Below are 19,218 nucleotides of genomic sequence, written 5' to 3'. Positions count from 1 at the left end.
GCCTCTTGGAAACTTTGTTTCGGCTTGCCTACAGCCATGCTACCCGGCAACACTGTTTCTATAGACCCACACGGCTTGCATTTGGTACCATGGAAAAACTAGTTATTGGAAACGTGAAAAGGAGTGTCGTCCCCTTGAACGCTTATGAAGAGATACGTAAAGGAGAGCGGGGAGCCTGGATTAGCATCGCGGCTTACCTCGTATTATCTGCATTTAAGTTGATTTGTGGGTATTTGTTTGCTTCCAGTGCTCTGGTTGCAGACGGAATCAATAATGCTACGGACATTGTGGCTTCTGTCGCGGTATTAGTTGGCCTGCGCATATCGCAAAAACCGCCGGATTCGGATCATGCCTATGGTCATTTTCGGGCCGAAACGATTGCGGCATTACTTGCCTCATTTATTATGGCAGTTGTAGGACTTCAAGTATTGGTTGAGGCGGTACGATCCTGGTATGCTGGCGATTACACTGCTCCGAACCTGTGGGCAGCCGGCGTAGCTTTGATCTGTGCTGTGGTTATGCTGGGGGTGTACCGTTACAACTCGCGTCTAGCCCAGAAAATTAATAGCCAGGCTTTGCACGCGGCGGCTAAAGATAATCGTTCCGATGCCTGGGTGAGTATCGGTGCTGCCGTTGGCATCGTTGGTTCACAATTTGGACTCCCTTGGCTGGATAAAGTGGCTGCTATCCTGGTAGGTCTGCTAATTTGTAAAACAGCCTGGGAAATTTTCCGTGATTCGACTCATCTGCTTACCGATGGATTTGATCAAAAGCAGTTGACGGATTTAAGATCTGCCGTTGCCCGAGTTCCTGGTGTAGAAACGATCAAGGATGTGAAGGCACGAGTACATGGTAGCCATGTTTTGGTAGATGTAGTCATTGAAGTGGACGGAGGATTAACACTGGTAGAAGGTCATGAAATCTGTAATCAGGTGGAGGCACGACTGAAACGTTCGCATAACATTATGCACGTTCATGTACATGTAGAGCCTCGATCTGAAGAAACACACCTGCCATAAATCACTTAAAGCAGGAGTTTTCACAAAATAGATATATCAAAAAGAGGACAGACGCGAGTGTGGCGTACTGTCCTCTTTACTTATGTTAGAAACGATTATACGATATTATTGAATCGCAACGTGAATCCAGGCTTTACCTTTCCAAGTGTATACTTGGACCCATTCGCCGCCGTCGAATCCGTCAACAATTTCACCTGTTGTATCAACAACTTGCGCGCTCAGAGCACCGATTGGTTTACCGTTTGGTGCATCATAGAACCATGTGCGTTCCAGCAAGTTGAGCAACATGGTTGGCATTACAACTTCGTCACCCGGTTTTACAAGCGGCTCTTCAAACATTAAGTCAGATCCAGGCACAGGATTATTACCATTTACGCTGTAGGTACTGCCTGTAACGGTTTCAACCTTGCCTTCAACAGTCTGAACAGCAGGTTTGTTCACTTCTACAGCCGGTTTTGTTGTTGCCGGTGAAGTTGTAGTTGCTTCAGTACCGGAAGTTGTTGGTGTTACCGTGCCGGTAACCGCTTCCTCGGCACCTGCAGCGGCAGCCATGGAACCCATCAATGTTAAAGCAGCGGCAAAACTTACGATTTTTTTCATTTGTTTTTCCTCCTCGGTTAAATATGTAGTTTTTGATGTCCTGTGTTAAAAGTAACCAAGCAAGCTGGTCTATGAATCACAAATTATAACAATTTTTTCTTGGTTCCTCCAGAGTCAACTGGCGCATATGTGGGTAAATAGAAAGCCTGTAAAAATCAGACTTACGAGGCATAAAATCGGGCTGACTATATCATTAAAGTCCTGTTTTTCAGGACTCTTCGGCGGTGTGTTTTGGAATAAAGCAGGAGGGAGTGTAATACATAAATATAGAAAATAGGTAGGTGTACCTGTCTTGGAACGCACAAAAGCCGACGCGCCCGGAGGCATCATCGGCTTTCGTATGTAATGCAATCATCAGATTCAGACATCCGCTTTTATCGCATTCGGCTTCGTCCCGTAATGAGGGAGATAACGAAGAGTACTACAAAGATGAAGAACAGTACTTTTGCGATCGAAGCAGCCGCTTCAACAATTCCGAAGAACCCGAAAATACCGGCAACCAGTGCAATAATCAGAAATATGACAGACCATTTTAACATGAGAATTCATCCTTTCGTGTTAAAGTTTGTGGCGTGAACTGTGCTGTCTCACTGCCCTGTGTAGTCTAACCTTAACCGAGGTCCAATGACTTGAAACATGGTGTTTTTTTCTTCTTCTATACATCGCTGAAGGACCATTTTTCTTTTGTTTCGCCCGGGAAAACCTCGGGTAACTATAGCAATAACAAAACCGAACGCAATCATGGAAAGAGAGGTTCTTTTATGATCTATCAATTGAGCGTGGCCCTAATCGCAGTGGCATTTGCTGTACTGGTTTTCTTTTTGATTCGCACGTTAAAATCTGCCCAGAGCTCACTGGACAATGTTTCTCAGACACTACAGGAAGTACAAAAAACGATTGATGAACTCAGTTATGAAGTAAAACAGACAGTACGACATGCCAATGACATTACGGCTGATGTACAGCACAAAATGAAGAAGATTGACCCGGTAATGGAATCCGTTGAGAATTTGGGAGAAGTTCTGAGTGAAGTAACGGCAGCTGCCAAGCAGGTGTCCACTACACTGATGACCCGATTTCAGAATAGACCCTCCAAAGCAGAAGCAGGCAAAACGTCTGAATCCAATCAGGTAACAGCTCCACCTGCGACGCCTGCGGAGCGCACCGTGCAATCCTACGAAGCTACATATCAGGATAAAACAAAGGGCGGGAAGAACTGGATGAATTATATTGATCTCGCCGCTAATGTGTGGCAACGGATGCGTAAATAACATGACTGCTCTCTGATAATCGATGAAGCCTTCAGGGCGGTGATGAACTTGATGAAAGGGTGAGAATCATGATGAAACTACTGCTAGTGACTATGTTTAGCGTAATTTCTCCCTTTTCCGTTCAACCGGCAGCAACACCAGCTGCTCACGACATGCAATGGACGGTAATGGAGGAACAGGAGCCAGAGATGACTCTGGCTATGGATCGTTCCGAGACGTTCGAGCAGTTTCGGACTCTGAATGGCGTTTCACTAGAGGATGGAAAGCATGAATTATTTGCCAAGTTAGGTCAGCCAGATGCCATCAAAGAAGATCCTTATATGGGATGTCCAGAATATCATTTTCGTCATGTAAATGTGGGGATATGTGAAGACACAGACATGATTCAGTTCATACGTGTGGATGGTTCGCATAACTACTTGAACTTGAATGGGGAGTCTGTCCCAATGCACATGGATGCTATTCATCAAATCTTGGGCGAGCCTTACGCTGTTGCTGAGGATGGCGAGGTGTTTCTTCGTGGTCATTACGCGATTAAAGTATATATGAAATCAGGCTCTAAGCAGATTGACGCTGTTGACTTTTTCGACGATACGGTTTCCTGAGATTCTGATCCAGCTTCCGTTTCAACGTAAAATAGTATGGTTATATACTATAAGAGCGCGATAAAGAAGATTAATCAGAGGAGAGTGGAAACGATGAATTCAACCAATGCACAGGCGTATGCCAAAGTGGTAGAAAACGGAGTTCAAGCAGTAGAAGCGGTGAAAGAACTGCAGACGACTGGATACTTAGCTGATCATATCTTCGTTCTTGCCCATGAGAAGGATCGTACAGATCGCATTGCAGATACCGCAGATGCTAACGAGATTGGCATCAAGGAGGAAGGTGTATTTGATTCCATGGCGAATCTGTTCCGTTCACGCGGTGACGAACTTCGGGCCAAAATCGTATCGATGGGTTTTACCGAAGCCGAGGCTGATTTCTATGAAAGTGAATTGGATAAAGGCAAGGTACTGATCATTGCCAAAAAGAAAGACTAATATGTACATCCTGAGCGTAGGAGTGTTATATCAAGTAGTGCCCTGCGGTGAACCGGGACAGACTTAATCAAAAACATAGATAAGGAATGGGGGAAACCCCATTCCTTATCTATGTTTTTGCAAGTTCTGCCTCAGTCATGGGCCAAACCCCTGGTATAAACCGGTGCAAAAACCATAAAATCAAGGGAAAGCTACCTCTAATGGTTTGATTTGCTGATAGTCATTTTCTGGATTTATCATTATAGTTAGACTATGAATTGTTATGTCTACTGCCCGCTCTAGATGCAAATTTTGTATAAATAAGGTTGTTCGTTGAATAGATAACTATCGACAAACCCGGACGCCAAAGATAAGGAGATAGAAATGAGAATACTTATTGTTGACGACAATCCGACGAATGTCATTATCATTCGAGAAATTTTGAAAAAAGAAAATTACCGCGATATTGTGACAGCAAGCTCAGCTATGGAGATGTTCGAAGTATTGGGAATTGGTGAAGATAACAGCGAACTACGTCCCAAGCCGTCGGATATTGATCTGATCTTGCTCGATATGATGATGCCTGAAATGGATGGCATCGAAGCATGCAGTATTGTACAAAAATATGAAAACCTGAAAGATATCCCGATTATTATGGTGACTGCGATTGGTGATTCCAAGAAGCTGGCCGAAGCGCTCGATGCAGGTGCATCGGACTATGTAACGAAGCCGATTAACAAAGTGGAATTGATGGCCCGAATCCGGCTGGCCTTGCGGCTGAAACAGGAGAAAGACTGGCACAAGGAGCGTGACCAGCGGATTCAGGATGAGCTTAAACTGGCAGCAATGGTGCAAAGTGCCGTGCTGAGTCATGCCATCGAAGATCCGCTGTTTCAGGTACATGCCATCTATAAACCATCTTTTGAGCTCGCAGGTGATCTTTACTCCTGGTTCCCGCTTGGAGAGGGACGATACGGGGTTTTGCTTCTGGACATGATGGGACATGGCATCTCTTCATCCCTGTTCACGATGTTTATCGCATCTGTGCTTAAGGATACAGTGACGACATATGTAGACCCGGAGAAGGTTATTCAGGAGTTAAATCGTCGCTTTAACCAGTTGCATCTGGGAAAACAACTGGTGCAGTATTACTTTACAGCGATCTATTTAGTCGTAGACACGCGTATGAAACGGATTGATTATGTGAATGCGGGGCATCCTCCAGCTCTGTTTTTCCGTAGTGACGGCAGTGTAACTTCATTTGACAGCGTATGCTACCCAGTGGGATTGTTCGACAAAATGGATATTGAACCGCAGACTATTCATTACGAAGGCGATGGACATATTGCGCTGTATACGGATGGCTTGCTTGAAGCCGTTCAGGGCGATCAGGAGCAACAGTTGGAATTTTTGAAAGAGCAATTAAGAGGCTCCCATGCATGGAATGAAGAGGCGATGCAGGCATTGTTCTTCGATGATGAATTGAATCCGGAACGGGATGATGATAAATGTCTCGTATGGATTACGCTAGATAAAGGGGCGGTAACGGAATGAAAATCAGAAATAAACTGCTGATTGGTTTTACCGCCTTGATGGCCATTATGATTGCTCTTACTTTTGTAAGCTATGAGCGGCTTAACAGCAGTAATAAACAGATCGACCAGATGTATCAGGAACGTTATCTCAAGGTGCGATTTACTTCCGCGGCACGTGGAGAAGTCAATGATATTGCCAAAGTGCTAGCTAACTTGTTGTTAAACCCGAGCAATTCTGTCAGTGCGACAGAAGCAGATCTGAAGGAAATGAAGGACAGAGGTGTCCGTTATCTAGAGCAGGTGAGAGACCGGGCAGATACCGCTTCTGAACATCAACTTGTAGACCGTGTGAATAATGCGTGGGATGCATACACGAATTATGCTACAAGAATAACCAGCTTGATGTCCCAGAAACGGGTGGAGGACGCTAACAATTATCGTAATTCCACTGGACTTGCGGTGCAGAAGGAAACGGTGGACAGCTTGAATGCATTGTCTCGTTATCAGGATCAGGAGATTGATGCCGAGATCAAAGATGCCAACGCTGCATATACCAGAGCGGTTCAGATTACGATCAGTATTATGGTCGCGGGATTACTGCTTGCCTTGGGGGTCATCCTGTGGGTGCTTCCTAGCATTACACGTGGGTTGAATACAGTGTCGATGATGATTACGAGTTTTGGCAAAGGGCGATACAGAACCATCCGCCGAATTCAAATCAAGTCCACGGATGAGATTGGTCAGATTGCCACCGTGTTCAAAGAAGTCTCTAACGATCTGGAAGAGAAGCTTGAGATCGAGAAAGCCTATGTACAGGCTCAGCAGGATCAAAACTGGATGAGTTCCAACATTGCGAGAGTGCCCGAACTTCTGCGGGGAATCGGCTCCATTCGTCAAATTTCCCAGATGTTTATCAGTGAATTTACACCTGTGCTTGGTGCACAGCTTGGTGTGGTGTATTTGATTGACGAAGAGAAGCATCCGGATGAGCTGAGACGTTATGGTTCATATGCTTTTGAAGAAAATGGTGAGCTCGGTAAAGAGGTGTATCGGATCGGGGAAGGCATGATTGGTCAGGCAGCCCTGGATATGAGTCCAATTGTGCTGGATCATACACCTGACGAATATGTGAGCATCGGTTCTGCTTCGGGTTCTGCGCGAGCTGCAGGAATTATGATCTACCCGGTTGTGTTTGAAGACGAATTAATCGGTGTGGTGGAGCTGGCTTCGTTCGAAGGTTTTAATGAGATGCACAAGCAGTTGTTCGGTCAGTTGATTATGAATTTGGGTGTCATCCTCAATAATGTTCGGCGACGTCTTCGTGTGGAAGAGCTGCTGCGGGAGTCGCAGGCGCTTACGGAAGAGTTACAGGTGCAATCCGAGGAACTGCAGACACAACAGGAAGAATTGCGCCGTTCCAATGAGAATCTGGAAGAACAGACGGATGCGCTTAAACGTTCTGAGGAGTTGCTACAGCGTCAGCAGGAGGAATTGGAACATTTTAATACCGAACTGATTGCCAAAACGCGTGCGCTTGAAGAACAGGTACGTGAAGTGGAAGAGAAAAATGATGAAATAGAGAAAACGAAGACACAATTGGAACAACAGGCGATGCAATTGTCGATGACCAGTAAGTACAAGTCAGAATTTTTGGCTAATATGTCGCATGAACTTCGTACTCCACTGAACAGTCTGCTCATATTGTCTCAGTTATTGTCGGAGAACAAAGATGGCAATCTCAGTAGCAAACAGCAGGAATATGCACAAACCATTTATATGTCAGGTGCAGATTTGCTGAAGATGATTGATGAGATTCTTGATCTGTCAAAAGTAGACGCAGGCAAGATGGACATCAACTACGAAACCGTCCGATTGGATGAATTAACGGGCTTTGTCACCCAGAACTTTGGTCCGATGGCTAACAAGAAGGAACTGGATCTAAATATTGATTTTGATAGTTCACTACCGGAATGGATTTATACAGACAGTCATCGAGTGAAACAGATTTTAAGGAACTTGTTATCGAATGCATTCAAGTTTACAAACCGTGGTTCGGTAAGTCTGATTGCAAAGCGTATGAAGCCAGAGGAATTGCCTGGATATCTGAATACGAATCAGCAATATCTTGGATTCAGCATCAAAGATACCGGCATTGGCATTCCATCAGACAAGACGGATCTGATCTTCGAAGCGTTCCAGCAGGTAGACGGTACGACGAGTCGCAAATATGGCGGTACGGGTCTTGGTTTATCGATTAGCCGAGAATTGGCACGTCTGCTTGGTGGGGCAATACAGGTGAAATCTTCAGAAGGCGTGGGAAGCACCTTTACCCTGTTCCTGCCGGATAATCATGAAGAGGCTGAATGGGCGGAGGAAAAGGCAACAAGAGAAGCGGCAGTATCTTCAGAACAACAACAAACGCTGGTGCCGGATATTCAACCTGTCCGTATTCCGCAACAATCCATTTTGGCATCTGAACCGGAAGAAAGTCGTATGGCTGAATTATCGCCTGCTCGCAGTGCAGAGCTGTCACGAATAGAAGACGATGCTAACACCATCGTAGAAGGTGATAAAACGTTGCTGATCATCGAAGATGATGTGAAATTTGCTCATATTCTGATGGACATGGCGAGAGGCCGCGGCTTCAAGGCATTGGTTGCCCTTCAGGGAGATACTGGGCTGGAGATGGCTCGGGAATACTTGCCTGATGCGATCATTCTGGATATACAGCTACCTGTGATGGATGGTTGGACGATCTTGGGTGAACTGAAGAGTAATTCCGTAACACGTCACATCCCGGTGCATGTTATTTCGGTTGTGGATGATATGAAACAGGGGTTGATGATGGGGGCCATCGCATATCTGAAAAAACCATCCAGCAAAGATTCGTTGGATAAAGCATTCTCCCATATCCAATCCTATACGGAAAATCAATTAAAACGACTGCTCATCGTTGAAGATGATGAAATTCAGCGCAAAGCAATCATTGAATTGATCGGTCATGATGATGTGGCTATCACGGCTGTTTCTACAGGGCAAGAGGCACTGAATGAATTACACAGCCAGCGTTACGATTGTATGGTACTGGATCTGATGCTAACGGATATGACAGGTTTCGAATTGCTTGATCAGATTCGGGATGATGAATATCTGAATGATTTGCCAATCATCATTTACACGGGTAAAGAGCTGGATTCCAAGGAAGAGATGAAACTTCGTAAATATGCGGAATCGATTATTATCAAAGACGTGAAGTCACCGGAGCGATTATTGGACGAAACGACATTGTTCCTGCATCGGGTAGAAGCCAACCTGCCAGAGGACAAACGCCGTATTTTGCAGAAGCTTCATAATAAAGAAACCTTGTTCGAAGGCAAAAAAATATTGCTTGTCGATGATGATATCCGGAATGTGTTTGCATTATCCAGTGTGCTTGAAGGGTACCGTATGGATGTTACATTTGCTGAGAACGGTCGTGAGGCGCTGGAGGCACTCGAGAAAAATCCGGAGTTTGATCTGGTGCTGATGGATATGATGATGCCAGAGATGGACGGATACGAGGCGATGACACGGATCAGACAGAACCCGAAATTTGATAAATTGCCGATTATTGCCCTCACAGCCAAGGCGATGAAAGAGGATCGAGGGAAATGTATTGAGGCTGGGGCATCCGATTATGTGAAAAAACCGATTCAAACCGATCAATTGTTATCGTTAATGCGGGTATGGCTGTATTCGTAAGCGTATGGTTTGGGTAATGAAGGAGAATAACGCATACGCAAGTAACCAAAGACGAAGTGGAGAGAAGTTATGACACCGTGGGAACCTAACGAGACGGGAGCAGATACGATCCGTATACCGCAAGATGAAGAACGGGAACTGATCGAGATTGAATTGCTGCTGGAAGGAATGCATCGTTTGTATGGGTATGACTTCAGAAATTATGCGTTGCCATCCCTAAGAAGAAGAATATGGCATTATGCGCATGCGGAAGGAGTGAAAAGCATATCCGGACTACAGGAAAAGGTACTGCACAATCGTTCATCGTTTGAACGGTTTGTACAGAATTTATCCATTCCGGTAACGGAAATGTTCCGAGACCCATCGCTTTTTCGCATGTTTCGGGAGAAGATCATTCCTATTCTGAGAACCTATCCTTATATTCGGATATGGCATGCAGGCTGCTCTACGGGTGAAGAAGTGTATTCCATGGCAATTATGCTGCATGAGGAAGGTCTGTATGACAAGGCACGAATCTATGCAACGGATATGAATGACCGCTCACTGCAACAGGCCAAGGGAGGCGTATACGGTATTGAGAAAATGAAGTTGTTTACAACAAATTATCTGGAGGCAGGGGGCACGAAAGCCTTCTCCGAATACTATACAGCGAAATATAATTCCGTTATATTTCACCCGTTTCTTCAGAAAAACATTATTTTTGCCGAACATAATCTGGCAACTGACAGGTCGTTTAATGAGTTTAACGTTATCTTTTGCCGCAATGTCATGATTTATTTCAACGATGAGCTGCGGAACCATGTGCACGGGCTGTTTCATGAGAGCTTGAGCCACTTTGGCATACTCGTTCTGGGATCGAAAGAATCCATTCATTTTACAGAATATAGCGATGCCTATGAGCCGTTAGACCGGACCGAAAAAATATACCGGAAAATCAAATAGGGGGTTAGGCTTAGTTATGGGGCTCAATGAACCAATCCACATATTATTGGTAGATGACCGCCCTGAGAACCTGCTTGCGCTCGAAGCGGTTCTGGAATCAGAGCAATACAAACTCGTCAAGGCAAATTCCGGAGAAGAGGCACTCCGGTGTCTGCTCAAAGACGAATTTGCGGTCATTGTACTTGATGTGCAGATGCCTGGGATGGACGGGATTGAGACAGCGAAATTAATCAAAGCACGAGACAAATCCAAAGATGTGCCCATCATCTTCATTTCGGCGAATAGCAGAGAGGCTGAGCATTTGTTTGCCGGATATTCAGCGGGAGCCATTGATTATATGGTCAAACCGTTTATTCCCCAGATTTTGAAGTCCAAAATCGAGGGTTTTGTAGAGATGTTTATCTCCAACAAAAGACTAAAGACACAGACAATGTTGCTTCACCAGAAGACACAGGAACTGGAGAAGATGAATCAGCAACTCGTGCAGGCCAAAGAAGAAGCCGAGATTGCGGCTAATGCCAAAACGGAGTTTCTGGCCATGATGAGCCATGAGATTCGTACGCCCATGAACGGAGTCATTGGCATGGTTGACCTGTTGATGGAAACCGAGTTGAAGGAAGATCAGAAGGAATATGTGGATATCGTTCGCCGCAGTGCCGATGCACTCGTCACGGTAATCAATGATATTCTAGATTTCACCAAAATGGAGTCCGGCAAAATGGAGCTGGAGGAGCATCCATTTGAACTCGTTTCCTGCATACGTGAAGTGCTCGGTCTGTTCGCTGCAGAAGCAGGTAAGAAAAGTCTGGAACTGGATTTTTTCCTTGAAGATGCTGTGCCTGAATTAATCTATGGAGATATGGCACGTCTCCGCCAAGTGCTGCTGAATTTGATTGCCAACGCGGTGAAGTTTACGGAGCAGGGCGGTGTGTATCTCATTGTGTCCGTGAACGAAGAGAAGGACGGCAATATGTCTTTGGAATTTGCTGTCAAAGATACAGGAATAGGCATCGCACCTGAGAAAGTGGATCGCTTGTTCCAGCCGTTTTCTCAGCTTGATACGTCCATGACTCGAAAATATGGTGGAACTGGCCTTGGCCTTGCCATCTGTAAAACACTGGTCGAAATGATGGGTGGGCAGATTTATCTTGATATCTCTGAAAAGCGGGGGGCTACCTTCGTGTTTACCATTCAGGCCAAGCGTTACATTGAAACGGAACTGGTTCAGGGTAGCGGCGAAGAGAAGCTGACAGACGTTAATCATGAAGATAAACATGCAACGGTATTAATCGTGGATGACCATCCGATCAATCAGAAGTTGATGGCCATCATGTTGCACAAGCTTGGACTTCTCTCAGATATTGCGGAAGATGGGCAGAAGGCTCTCGACATGGTGCTCGAAAGCTCGTCGCCATATGACTTTATTTTTATGGATCTGCAGATGCCAGTGATGGATGGTCTGGAATGTACGAGAAAAATACGCGCAAGCGTGTCTCAGAAGCAACAACCTGTCATTATAGCCATGACAGCTAACGTAATGGAAGGTATACAGCAGCGCTGTACCGAGGCAGGAATGGACGATTATATCAGTAAGCCGGTGAAAATGGGAAGTGTCAAACAGAAACTTTCCCATTATCAGAAGAAACGCCAGGTTATTAATCCGGCTGGTTCAGCAATGAATCAGGCCAATTGAAGTTTTTACCAGTTATGTTTCCTGTTTCACTCGTGCGTAAGTTGGGTTATAAGGTAAGGAAACCATTGATCAGGAGAGAGATGTCTAATGAATACAAATAAAAATGAAAAATTCAACGCAAGAACCGAAACACATGACGGTGTATGCACAGTGTATTTGACTGGCGAACTGGATTTGTCGGTTGCTCCTGACTTCCGTTTGGTAATGGAACCGCTCGTGGACAACAAGGAGCAGGATCTGATTATTAACATGAAAGATCTGAAGTACATTGATAGCACAGGGATTGGTATCCTGTTATCTGTTCTCAAGGCCAGACATGGAATGGAAGCTCGCTTTGAAGTACAGGAAGTTCCTGCGCAAATTCAGAAACTTTTTGATATGACGGGTATAGCTAAATTCTTTGTTACACAGAAGAATTCCCAATAGGAAAGGATCGAAAAAGGAATGAATGCAGAAGTCCAAAGAATTACGCTGAATTTACCGGCGACAGCTGAATATGTGGATATTGTAAGACTTAATCTATATGGTGTTGCGTCCAAAATGGGATTCTCTTATGAAGACATTGAGGATATGAAGGTTGCTGTATCCGAAGCCTGTAACAATTCCGTATTGTATGCCTACTCTCATGAAGGCGGTATGGTTGAAGTCGTTTTTGAAGTAGATGGTGAGATGCTCGCGATCACTGTCAAAGACGAGGGTTCCAGCTTCGAGAATGTGAACCCAGCCGCAACACGTTCCGGACTTCATGACAAAGAACTGACAGACGCTCAGATTGGCGGACTTGGGTTCTACCTGATGCAAGCCTTGATGGATGATGTCAGTGTTGAAAGTGAGACGGGCAAAGGTACGAAAGTAGTACTCGTAAAACGTCTTGCAAAAAGTGAGGAGAAAGTATGAATGAGAAAGTGACTCCCCCAGAGTCCATGTCTGAAGCGATTGGTTTGATCTGGGAATACCAACAAACACAGGACAACGAAATCGCTACGGTTCTGATCCGCAAGTATGAGCCGATGGTCAAAATGGCTGCGGGTAAAATTGCCCGGAATCGACCTGATTTATACGAGGATCTGTACCAGACAGGGCAAATGGCATTGATCCGATTGTTGAAGCAATATGATATCAATCTGGGGATTCCATTTGAACCGTATGCGATGAAAAGTATGATCGGTCATATGAAAAATTATCTACGGGATAAGTCATGGTACATTCAAGTACCGAGAAGAATCAAGGAAAAAGGGGCATTGGTGCAACATGCCATTGATGAGCTGACGGTAAAGCTGGAGCGTTCACCCGGGGTTAATGAGATTGCTGAGTACCTGGATCTTACTCCGGAGGAAACGATTGAAGTTCTGGCTGGTCGGGAGTGTTACCACTATGTTTCTCTGGATTCTCCATTATCTCAGGATGACAGTGCTGCGACACTAGGAGAACTGATCAGCGCGGATGTGAATGACTTTGATTCGGTGGAAAAACGAATGGATTTGCAGCAGGCATTAGGCCAGCTTAAGGAACAAGAACAGAAAGTACTTATTTTAGCCTTTCAGGATGGACAGTCACAGCGGGCTATAGCCCAGAAACTGGGTGTCTCGCAGATGAGCGTCTCCCGGATTCAGAAAAGGGCTACGGAGAAACTGAAGCAGATTATGTCTAACGCTTCTCTGCTATGAACCATTATTCTAATTGTTGCCCCAATACGGCTTGACGAGGACACGGTATTGCACTGGAATGCATACGTGTCCTTTTTGAATTGATTGAGAGGAAAGTTTAGTGGCAATAGAATAAAACATGTTCAGGAGGAATGTCAGGTGGACCAAATCAAACTGGAAGCTCGGCGTGATCAGTTATCCTGCTCCGAAGATTGGCAGTGGTGGGATTGGGTAGCTCCGGATTCTAGTAGTATGGAGAGCGCACTTCGTGATCTAGAACAGTCATTTCCAGAGATGCAATACTGGCTAAGCAAAATACCAGAAGCCGAATCGAACTACTTGTCCGTTCGTTATTTTAATGGCACAGATGCGGTTATTTTTGGCTCGTTTTTATATGCTGTAAAAAATGAGAGAGAAGATCAACGAAGAGATAATCAGATGTTTTTTTATGTCGACAAGCAGAATTTGGTCACGCTTAATTTGGACGACAATACGAGAGGCATTATGAAATCGGGCGAACGAATGCACATGTTGCACCAATGTACGCAGGCTAGAGAAGGTATGTTTGTGCTTTTTCGGGCCATTCTACATTATTACCATGTCGGTATGGATCATTTTGAGATGAATCTGCGTGACCTGGAACGGAGAATGGAATCACGGAATGCGCGGACATTAATGGATCAGATTCTGGCAGCACGCTTCGAATTGCTGTACTGGAGTAACCTGTTCATTCCTTATACCGAATTAATGGCCGCTTCCCGGGAAGCCTATCTTCAAGAAATTACAGAGAATCGCTTCTATCAGCAACTTCAATACCGCGTTGAACGAATGGAGTGTCTGTTCCAGCATTATGAAAAGGAGATTGATACCTTAATCTCGATCGACAACGCGATATCAGGCGTACGCGGCAACGAAATTATGAAGACACTGACGATTGTGACATCCGTATTCACACCTGCAACAGCCGCAGGTGCTATATGGGGGATGAATTTTGAGAATTTGCCCCTGATCGACAAAACATGGGGAGTCGTGCTTGTTATTGTACTCATCATCTGCAGCATGATCAGTATGTATATATGGATGATGATGAAAGGATGGACCGGGGATTTGTTAAAAGTAAAATCTGCACAGTCCTCCGCTCGGGGAAACCGGGACAGAGGAAAAAAGGAACCGCGATAGTCACAGACTGGGCGGTTCCTTTTTTATTTTTTGTAATCCTCAATGTAACCGAGCAAGTCGGCGATGTATTGACCCACGATAGGCATATTGACAAATTGGCTAAGAATGAAGGCAAGCAAACCGAGCACAACAAACGTTCCGACGGTCAATCCAAGTCCACGAGCCATACCTGCTGTAAAGTTGGTAATGATTCGTTTCTTGGGACTACTGTAATTTTCAATGATGTCTTTGATCTGAGCCCTCTCCAGACTGTCGGCAATCTGATCAAGCCGTGTGTTCAGGCGCTTGACCTCGTGACGCAATTCGAATGGATGTTCACTGGTATCATACTGCTGTGCAGGTGTTCCTCCCGGTACTGAGGTGTTGCCATTAATCGTGACTTTACTCATATCTGTCATTCCTCCGTTCGCTTTGGATAAAAAATAGCCAGCTGGAATGCAGCTGGCTATTCATTGCTCGATCTCATCAAGCCTTACAGGCTTGTCGAGTTCAATTGTTTACGCGCATCTTCCTTCGCTTCTACGGAAGCGGCAGCCACTTCTTCAGATGCACGTGTTGCTTCCTCAGCAACATCTGCTGAAGCTTTTCTTACGGAATCCATAACGTCATTGCGACCTTGGTTTACTGTTCTTGCCAGATCGGACGTTTTGGAAGATACCGTTTTGGCAATTTCAGAAGCTTTGTCACCAACAACTGTGGCCACTTCCTTTGTACGGTCAGTCACCATACCTACCTTTTCAGAAAGATCACCACGCAATTCGCGTCCTGGTTTAGGGGCGAATAACAGGGCAGCTGCAGCGCCCAACAAACCTCCGATGAAAATGCCTTTGGCGAAAGTCGAACCACTTTGTACAGGATATTGCTCTTCTGCTTTATTCATGTCTAATCACTCCTTCATTAATTTAGGAAAGAAATACGAAACAACGAACACCATCTAACCCGAATCAGGCAGCCTGTCTTAGCAGTCTGGACACAAGCCCCAGCAAGAATACAAAGAGCGCTGTACCAATGATGGCGGGAATGACGGCAAAGTTACCGATAACCGGTCCCCAGTTACCAAGCAAAAGTGCTCCCAGCCAGGCTCCGGCGAATCCGGCAATCATCGCACCAATCACGCCGCCCGGCATGTTATGACCGGCAAGTGCATCTCCAATCAAACCGATAATGATCGCCATGACAATGCTGATAATAATGCCCCACATAACAACCGCCTCCTTTCAACTTGATGCAGGATGTTGTCTGTTCGCGTTTGCTTACTTCGTATATAAACGCCGTGCAACATGGTGAAACAACTAACTGTCCGATGAATAAGCTGGAAATTAGATACAGGGGATCAAATGGCAGGGTGTTTTATTCCCTGAATCATACAGCCAATCCAGACGAAGCCTGCGGCAAATCCGGCAAAAACATCGGTAGGATAATGAACCCCCAGCATAACCCGACTCACGCCGATCAACAGAACAAATAGAATACCGCAAATAACAGGAAGCCATCTTCTAATTACATCCCGTTCCTTCCATTCGATGGCCCAGATGACAAAAAGCATACCGTAAAAACCCATCGAAATCATGGCATGACCACTGGGATAACTATATCCATGCACAACGAGAAGGTGATCCAGTTCGGGTCTGCTTCGTCTAAAGATTTCTTTTAAAAACGTGTTCAAAATCCACATCATTCCGAAACTTGCGCAGATGATATAACCATACATCATCGTTCTGGGATGACGCTGTAAGAAACATAATAGTGCGAACCCTGCTGCAGCAAGTGCTGATATTTTAAATGAACCCAGTGCCGTGATGAAGGAAGTGTAGGGTAGCAGAGACAGACGGGATTGCGAGTGGAGATAAAACATTTGCTGAACTTGACTGTCCAGTCGAATTAAACGTTCCAGACCCAGCCAGGCTCCAACACCAGCCAATAATAAAACAGTAGCTGAGCTTAGCAGTGAAGCAATCAGGACGTATTTCAGCAGAGATTGCAAAGACATCACATGAGATGATTCAGATGATAGATGTTGAGAATTACGTAGCATGAAACGTATCCCCTTCTATAAAGAGTAGTCCTTCAGTAAGGCTGATAAAGCTTTACCCGAAACGACTGTCGAAAAAACTGTAAAACCGTCGTTTTTGTACTATACTAATGAGGATATCCCATGCGGCGCCGTGAAGCAAAGCAGAGAAGAAATTAGCAATTTAAAGGAGAGAAACTCGCGTGGAGAGTGCTTTGTTAGTTAAAGAATACCGTGCGGGCGTGATGGAATGCGCTCACTACGGACACATATGTATTACAGATGAGCATGGCCGGGTTGTATATTCGGCTGGTGATCCTCATTTCAGAGCGTTCACACGTTCATCGGCCAAACCTTTTCAAGCGATTCCAGGTATTCGGGCCGGAATTGATCGACATTATAGTCTTAAGCCACAAGAGATTGCAATCATGGCTTCATCACATCGCTCTGAGCCGGAGCATATTCAAGTGCTGGAGCATCTGGCTCATAAAATCGGACTTGGTGAGGAATGTCTGATCTGTGCACCAAGCTATCCGCTTAATGAAGAAAGCCGCAATAACTGGTTGAGGGCGCAAGGAGAGAAACGCAGAATATTGCATAACTGTTCGGGGAAACATCTGGGCATTCTGGGTTATAGCCAGATGAGAAAACTTGATTTGAGCAGCTATGCCGAGCCGGATCATCCAGTGCAACGAGAAATCCTAGAAACACTGGCAGGTCTCGCAGGCATTGAAGAAAAAGAGATTCAACTAGGGACGGATGGCTGTGGATTTCCGGTATTTTCGCTACCTTTGTCTGCACTGGCCAATGCATATCTCAAGCTCGCATGTCCTGACCTGATTGCAGATGAGCCTACACGCATGGCTGTAAAGACGATCACTTCGGCTATGAATCAGCACCCTCTGATGGTCGGTGGCCAGAATCGGGTGGATTCGGTGTTGCTGGAAGACGATAATATTGTCGCCAAAGGCGGATTCAAGGGTGTATTTGGTTTTGCACTGAAAAAAGAAAGATTGGGCATCACCTTCAAAGTGCTGGATGGCTCTGAGGAAGAATGGGCTTCCATTGCACAATCGATATTGAAGCAACTAAACTATTCCAACCCTAAAACCATTGCACGCTTGGCTGAAGTATTTTCTGCAGACATTCGTAATGATGCAGGCACTATAGTGGGTCGGATGGATAGTGAATTTGTGCTCCACTCATGAAAAGATAGCGTGTAACCTTTAGAAGGAACGTGATTAGAATGACCGGACCCCGGGTAAAGATCACATACCAACTGGTATTGACCTATATCATTTTGAACACGCATGGATTATTGCCATACGGCAGTTCCAATCCTCTGGAGGTGGATGAATATGATTAAAGTAGTGACATCGGAAGAAAGACACACGTCGGATCGCGGTTGGATACACAGCGAATTCAGCTTTTCCTTTGCGGATTATGAGGACCCGAGCAATGCTCATTTTGGCTGTCTGTTAGCCCACAACGACAACATACTGATGCCGCAAGAAGGCTTTAAGAAACATCCACATCACGACCTTGAAATTGTCAGTTATGTGATATCAGGCACGCTTAAACATACAGACAGTATGGGCACAGAACAGTTGCTCGAAGCGGGGACAGTTCAGGTGATGAGTGCAGGCACAGGCGTAGAGCACTCCGAAACCAATCCAGCCACGGATGAACCGGTACGTTTCTTGCAAATGTGGTTTTTGCCCTCTCAGCGCATGCTGAAGCCATCTTATGCTTATCGGAAAATAGAAGAGTCCGCCCAGCTCAACCGGCTATGTCCAGTTGTGTCAGGTGCATCTGGCCAAACGGATGAATCGATAGAAGAAAACTCACTTCGCATCGCTCAGGATGTAACCTGTTATCTATCCAAGCTGGAGTCAGGAAAGAAATTAATGTTTCCGCAACATGAGGAGCGTCGTACACATTTGTTTCTCATTAACGGACATCTCGAAATGCAGTGTTCCGACGGAAACTTTAATCTCAAGCCCGGAGATGCGGCCCGTATCCGTAAGAGCTGTGATTTACAAATGACAAGTACGGGCAGCGAGCCTGCTGAATTCGTACTTGTGGATCTTCCTTAATACAACAAAAAGGACTTGTCCTGCATCAGTGTTCTGATGTAAGACAGGTCCTTTTTGTTGCTCATCTTGTGCCAGGTGTGAAGATCGCATGTGGAGAGAGAAGTTTATTTGCGGAGTTTACCGAGTTCAGAAGCAACCGCTTCTACTTCGGAGATGCTCAAATGTTCTTTGCTCATCACCATTTCGTACAAATCCTGCAAATCTTCATATTTCTCAAGCGGGAACGCTGAAGCTTGCATCGCGGCACCACTGGCCATCCGCAGCTTGGTTTTGATCGCTTCAATCATATATTCCATATTTTCTGCTGTTGCTTGTGTTAAATCCATCGTTAACTTCATCCTTTCCATCTCCGGAGATGGGTTGCTCATTTGTCCAAACGGAACTTCTGTTATTGTAGCATGAGTAGAAGGGGACAAGCCAATGATTTTGCGGGAGAATGGAGCATCGGTTACAATATGAGAAT

Annotated in this window: 21 protein-coding genes; 14 read left to right on the top strand and 7 right to left on the bottom strand. The window is 45.3% G+C overall.

Annotated elements, in window-relative coordinates:
* The first annotated feature begins 89 nt into the window (after nt 1–89).
* The gene (locus tag ACT89M_RS23920; protein WP_090924474.1) at nt 90–1,019 is read left to right on the top strand and encodes a cation diffusion facilitator family transporter; all 930 of its coding nucleotides are present in this window, start codon (nt 90–92) and stop codon (nt 1,017–1,019) included.
* Nucleotides 1,020–1,124: 105 nt separating this feature from the next.
* Here the strand turns inward: ACT89M_RS23920 and ACT89M_RS23915 are convergent, their stop codons facing one another.
* A complete protein-coding gene (locus ACT89M_RS23915; RefSeq protein ID WP_154891724.1) occupies nt 1,125–1,619 on the bottom strand; it encodes a hypothetical protein in 495 nt (164 codons plus the stop codon).
* 374 nt (nt 1,620–1,993) lie between these two features.
* Complete coding sequence (locus ACT89M_RS23910) at nt 1,994–2,158, bottom strand: DUF1328 domain-containing protein (RefSeq protein ID WP_090924476.1); 165 nt, start codon at nt 2,156–2,158, stop codon at nt 1,994–1,996.
* Nucleotides 2,159–2,380: 222 nt separating this feature from the next.
* On the opposite strand from ACT89M_RS23910, the gene ACT89M_RS23905 reads away from it, so the two are divergent.
* The 11 genes from ACT89M_RS23905 to ACT89M_RS23855 all read left to right on the top strand — a co-directional run bounded on the left by ACT89M_RS23905 (nt 2,381) and on the right by ACT89M_RS23855 (nt 14,648).
* Entirely contained in the window at nt 2,381–2,890 is a 510-nt protein-coding gene (locus ACT89M_RS23905; RefSeq protein ID WP_090924477.1) for a DUF948 domain-containing protein, read from the top strand.
* A 68-nt stretch (nt 2,891–2,958) separates the two neighbouring features.
* Complete coding sequence (locus tag ACT89M_RS23900; protein WP_154891723.1) at nt 2,959–3,495, top strand: hypothetical protein; 537 nt, start codon at nt 2,959–2,961, stop codon at nt 3,493–3,495.
* 93 nt (nt 3,496–3,588) lie between these two features.
* Nucleotides 3,589–3,933 (top strand): YflT domain-containing protein, encoded by a 345-nt coding sequence (locus ACT89M_RS23895; protein WP_154891722.1) that lies wholly within the window; start codon nt 3,589–3,591, stop codon nt 3,931–3,933.
* A 363-nt stretch (nt 3,934–4,296) separates the two neighbouring features.
* On the top strand, nt 4,297–5,466 hold the full coding sequence (locus ACT89M_RS23890) for a PP2C family protein-serine/threonine phosphatase (RefSeq protein ID WP_154891721.1): 1,170 nt from the start codon (nt 4,297–4,299) through the stop codon (nt 5,464–5,466).
* The gene (locus tag ACT89M_RS23885; RefSeq protein WP_154960152.1) at nt 5,463–9,188 is read left to right on the top strand and encodes a response regulator; all 3,726 of its coding nucleotides are present in this window, start codon (nt 5,463–5,465) and stop codon (nt 9,186–9,188) included. The genes ACT89M_RS23890 and ACT89M_RS23885 overlap by 4 nt, the downstream gene beginning before the upstream one ends.
* A 69-nt stretch (nt 9,189–9,257) precedes the next feature.
* A complete protein-coding gene (locus ACT89M_RS23880) occupies nt 9,258–10,130 on the top strand; it encodes a CheR family methyltransferase (protein WP_308723222.1) in 873 nt (290 codons plus the stop codon).
* Between the two features lie 16 nt (nt 10,131–10,146).
* The gene (locus tag ACT89M_RS23875; protein WP_154891719.1) at nt 10,147–11,823 is read left to right on the top strand and encodes a response regulator; all 1,677 of its coding nucleotides are present in this window, start codon (nt 10,147–10,149) and stop codon (nt 11,821–11,823) included.
* 87 nt (nt 11,824–11,910) lie between these two features.
* Nucleotides 11,911–12,249, top strand: a complete 339-nt coding sequence (locus tag ACT89M_RS23870) for an STAS domain-containing protein (protein ID WP_090924484.1) — start codon at nt 11,911–11,913, stop codon at nt 12,247–12,249.
* Between the two features lie 18 nt (nt 12,250–12,267).
* A complete protein-coding gene (gene rsbW, locus ACT89M_RS23865; protein WP_090924485.1) occupies nt 12,268–12,720 on the top strand; it encodes an anti-sigma B factor RsbW in 453 nt (150 codons plus the stop codon).
* Nucleotides 12,717–13,490: a sigma-70 family RNA polymerase sigma factor gene (locus tag ACT89M_RS23860; protein WP_090924486.1), complete on the top strand. Its 774-nt coding sequence runs from the start codon at nt 12,717–12,719 to the stop codon at nt 13,488–13,490. Before rsbW ends, ACT89M_RS23860 begins: the two co-directional genes overlap by 4 nt.
* Before the next feature lie 138 nt (nt 13,491–13,628).
* Nucleotides 13,629–14,648, top strand: coding sequence for a magnesium transporter CorA family protein (locus ACT89M_RS23855; protein ID WP_261769624.1), 1,020 nt, complete (start codon nt 13,629–13,631; stop codon nt 14,646–14,648).
* Nucleotides 14,649–14,671: 23 nt separating this feature from the next.
* Here ACT89M_RS23855 and ACT89M_RS23850 read toward each other — a convergent pair whose 3' ends face one another.
* From ACT89M_RS23850 to ACT89M_RS23835, 4 genes are all read right to left on the bottom strand, one after another.
* Nucleotides 14,672–15,037, bottom strand: a complete 366-nt coding sequence (locus tag ACT89M_RS23850) for a DUF5665 domain-containing protein (RefSeq protein WP_139168946.1) — start codon at nt 15,035–15,037, stop codon at nt 14,672–14,674.
* 83 nt (nt 15,038–15,120) lie between these two features.
* Entirely contained in the window at nt 15,121–15,528 is a 408-nt protein-coding gene (locus ACT89M_RS23845; RefSeq protein WP_090924487.1) for a YtxH domain-containing protein, read from the bottom strand.
* 64 nt (nt 15,529–15,592) lie between these two features.
* Nucleotides 15,593–15,850, bottom strand: coding sequence for a GlsB/YeaQ/YmgE family stress response membrane protein (locus tag ACT89M_RS23840; RefSeq protein ID WP_090924488.1), 258 nt, complete (start codon nt 15,848–15,850; stop codon nt 15,593–15,595).
* A gap of 131 nt (nt 15,851–15,981) precedes the next feature.
* A complete protein-coding gene (locus tag ACT89M_RS23835) occupies nt 15,982–16,683 on the bottom strand; it encodes a phosphatase PAP2 family protein (protein WP_090924489.1) in 702 nt (233 codons plus the stop codon).
* A gap of 179 nt (nt 16,684–16,862) precedes the next feature.
* Between ACT89M_RS23835 and ACT89M_RS23830 the strand changes: the two genes are divergently transcribed.
* Both ACT89M_RS23830 and ACT89M_RS23825 read left to right on the top strand, forming a co-directional pair.
* Nucleotides 16,863–17,867 (top strand): asparaginase, encoded by a 1,005-nt coding sequence (locus ACT89M_RS23830; RefSeq protein ID WP_154985129.1) that lies wholly within the window; start codon nt 16,863–16,865, stop codon nt 17,865–17,867.
* Between the two features lie 150 nt (nt 17,868–18,017).
* Nucleotides 18,018–18,755 carry a pirin family protein gene (locus tag ACT89M_RS23825; RefSeq protein ID WP_090924491.1) on the top strand — a complete coding sequence of 246 codons (738 nt, stop codon included), beginning with the start codon at nt 18,018–18,020 and terminating at the stop codon, nt 18,753–18,755.
* A gap of 104 nt (nt 18,756–18,859) precedes the next feature.
* On the opposite strand, the gene ACT89M_RS23820 is transcribed toward ACT89M_RS23825, so the two are convergent.
* Nucleotides 18,860–19,081 (bottom strand): DUF1128 domain-containing protein, encoded by a 222-nt coding sequence (locus tag ACT89M_RS23820; protein WP_123065974.1) that lies wholly within the window; start codon nt 19,079–19,081, stop codon nt 18,860–18,862.
* Between the last annotated feature and the right edge of the window lie 137 nt (nt 19,082–19,218).

Source organism: Paenibacillus sp. NN59, from assembly GCF_057597225.1.
This window is presented reverse-complemented; position numbering and strand designations above follow the sequence as displayed.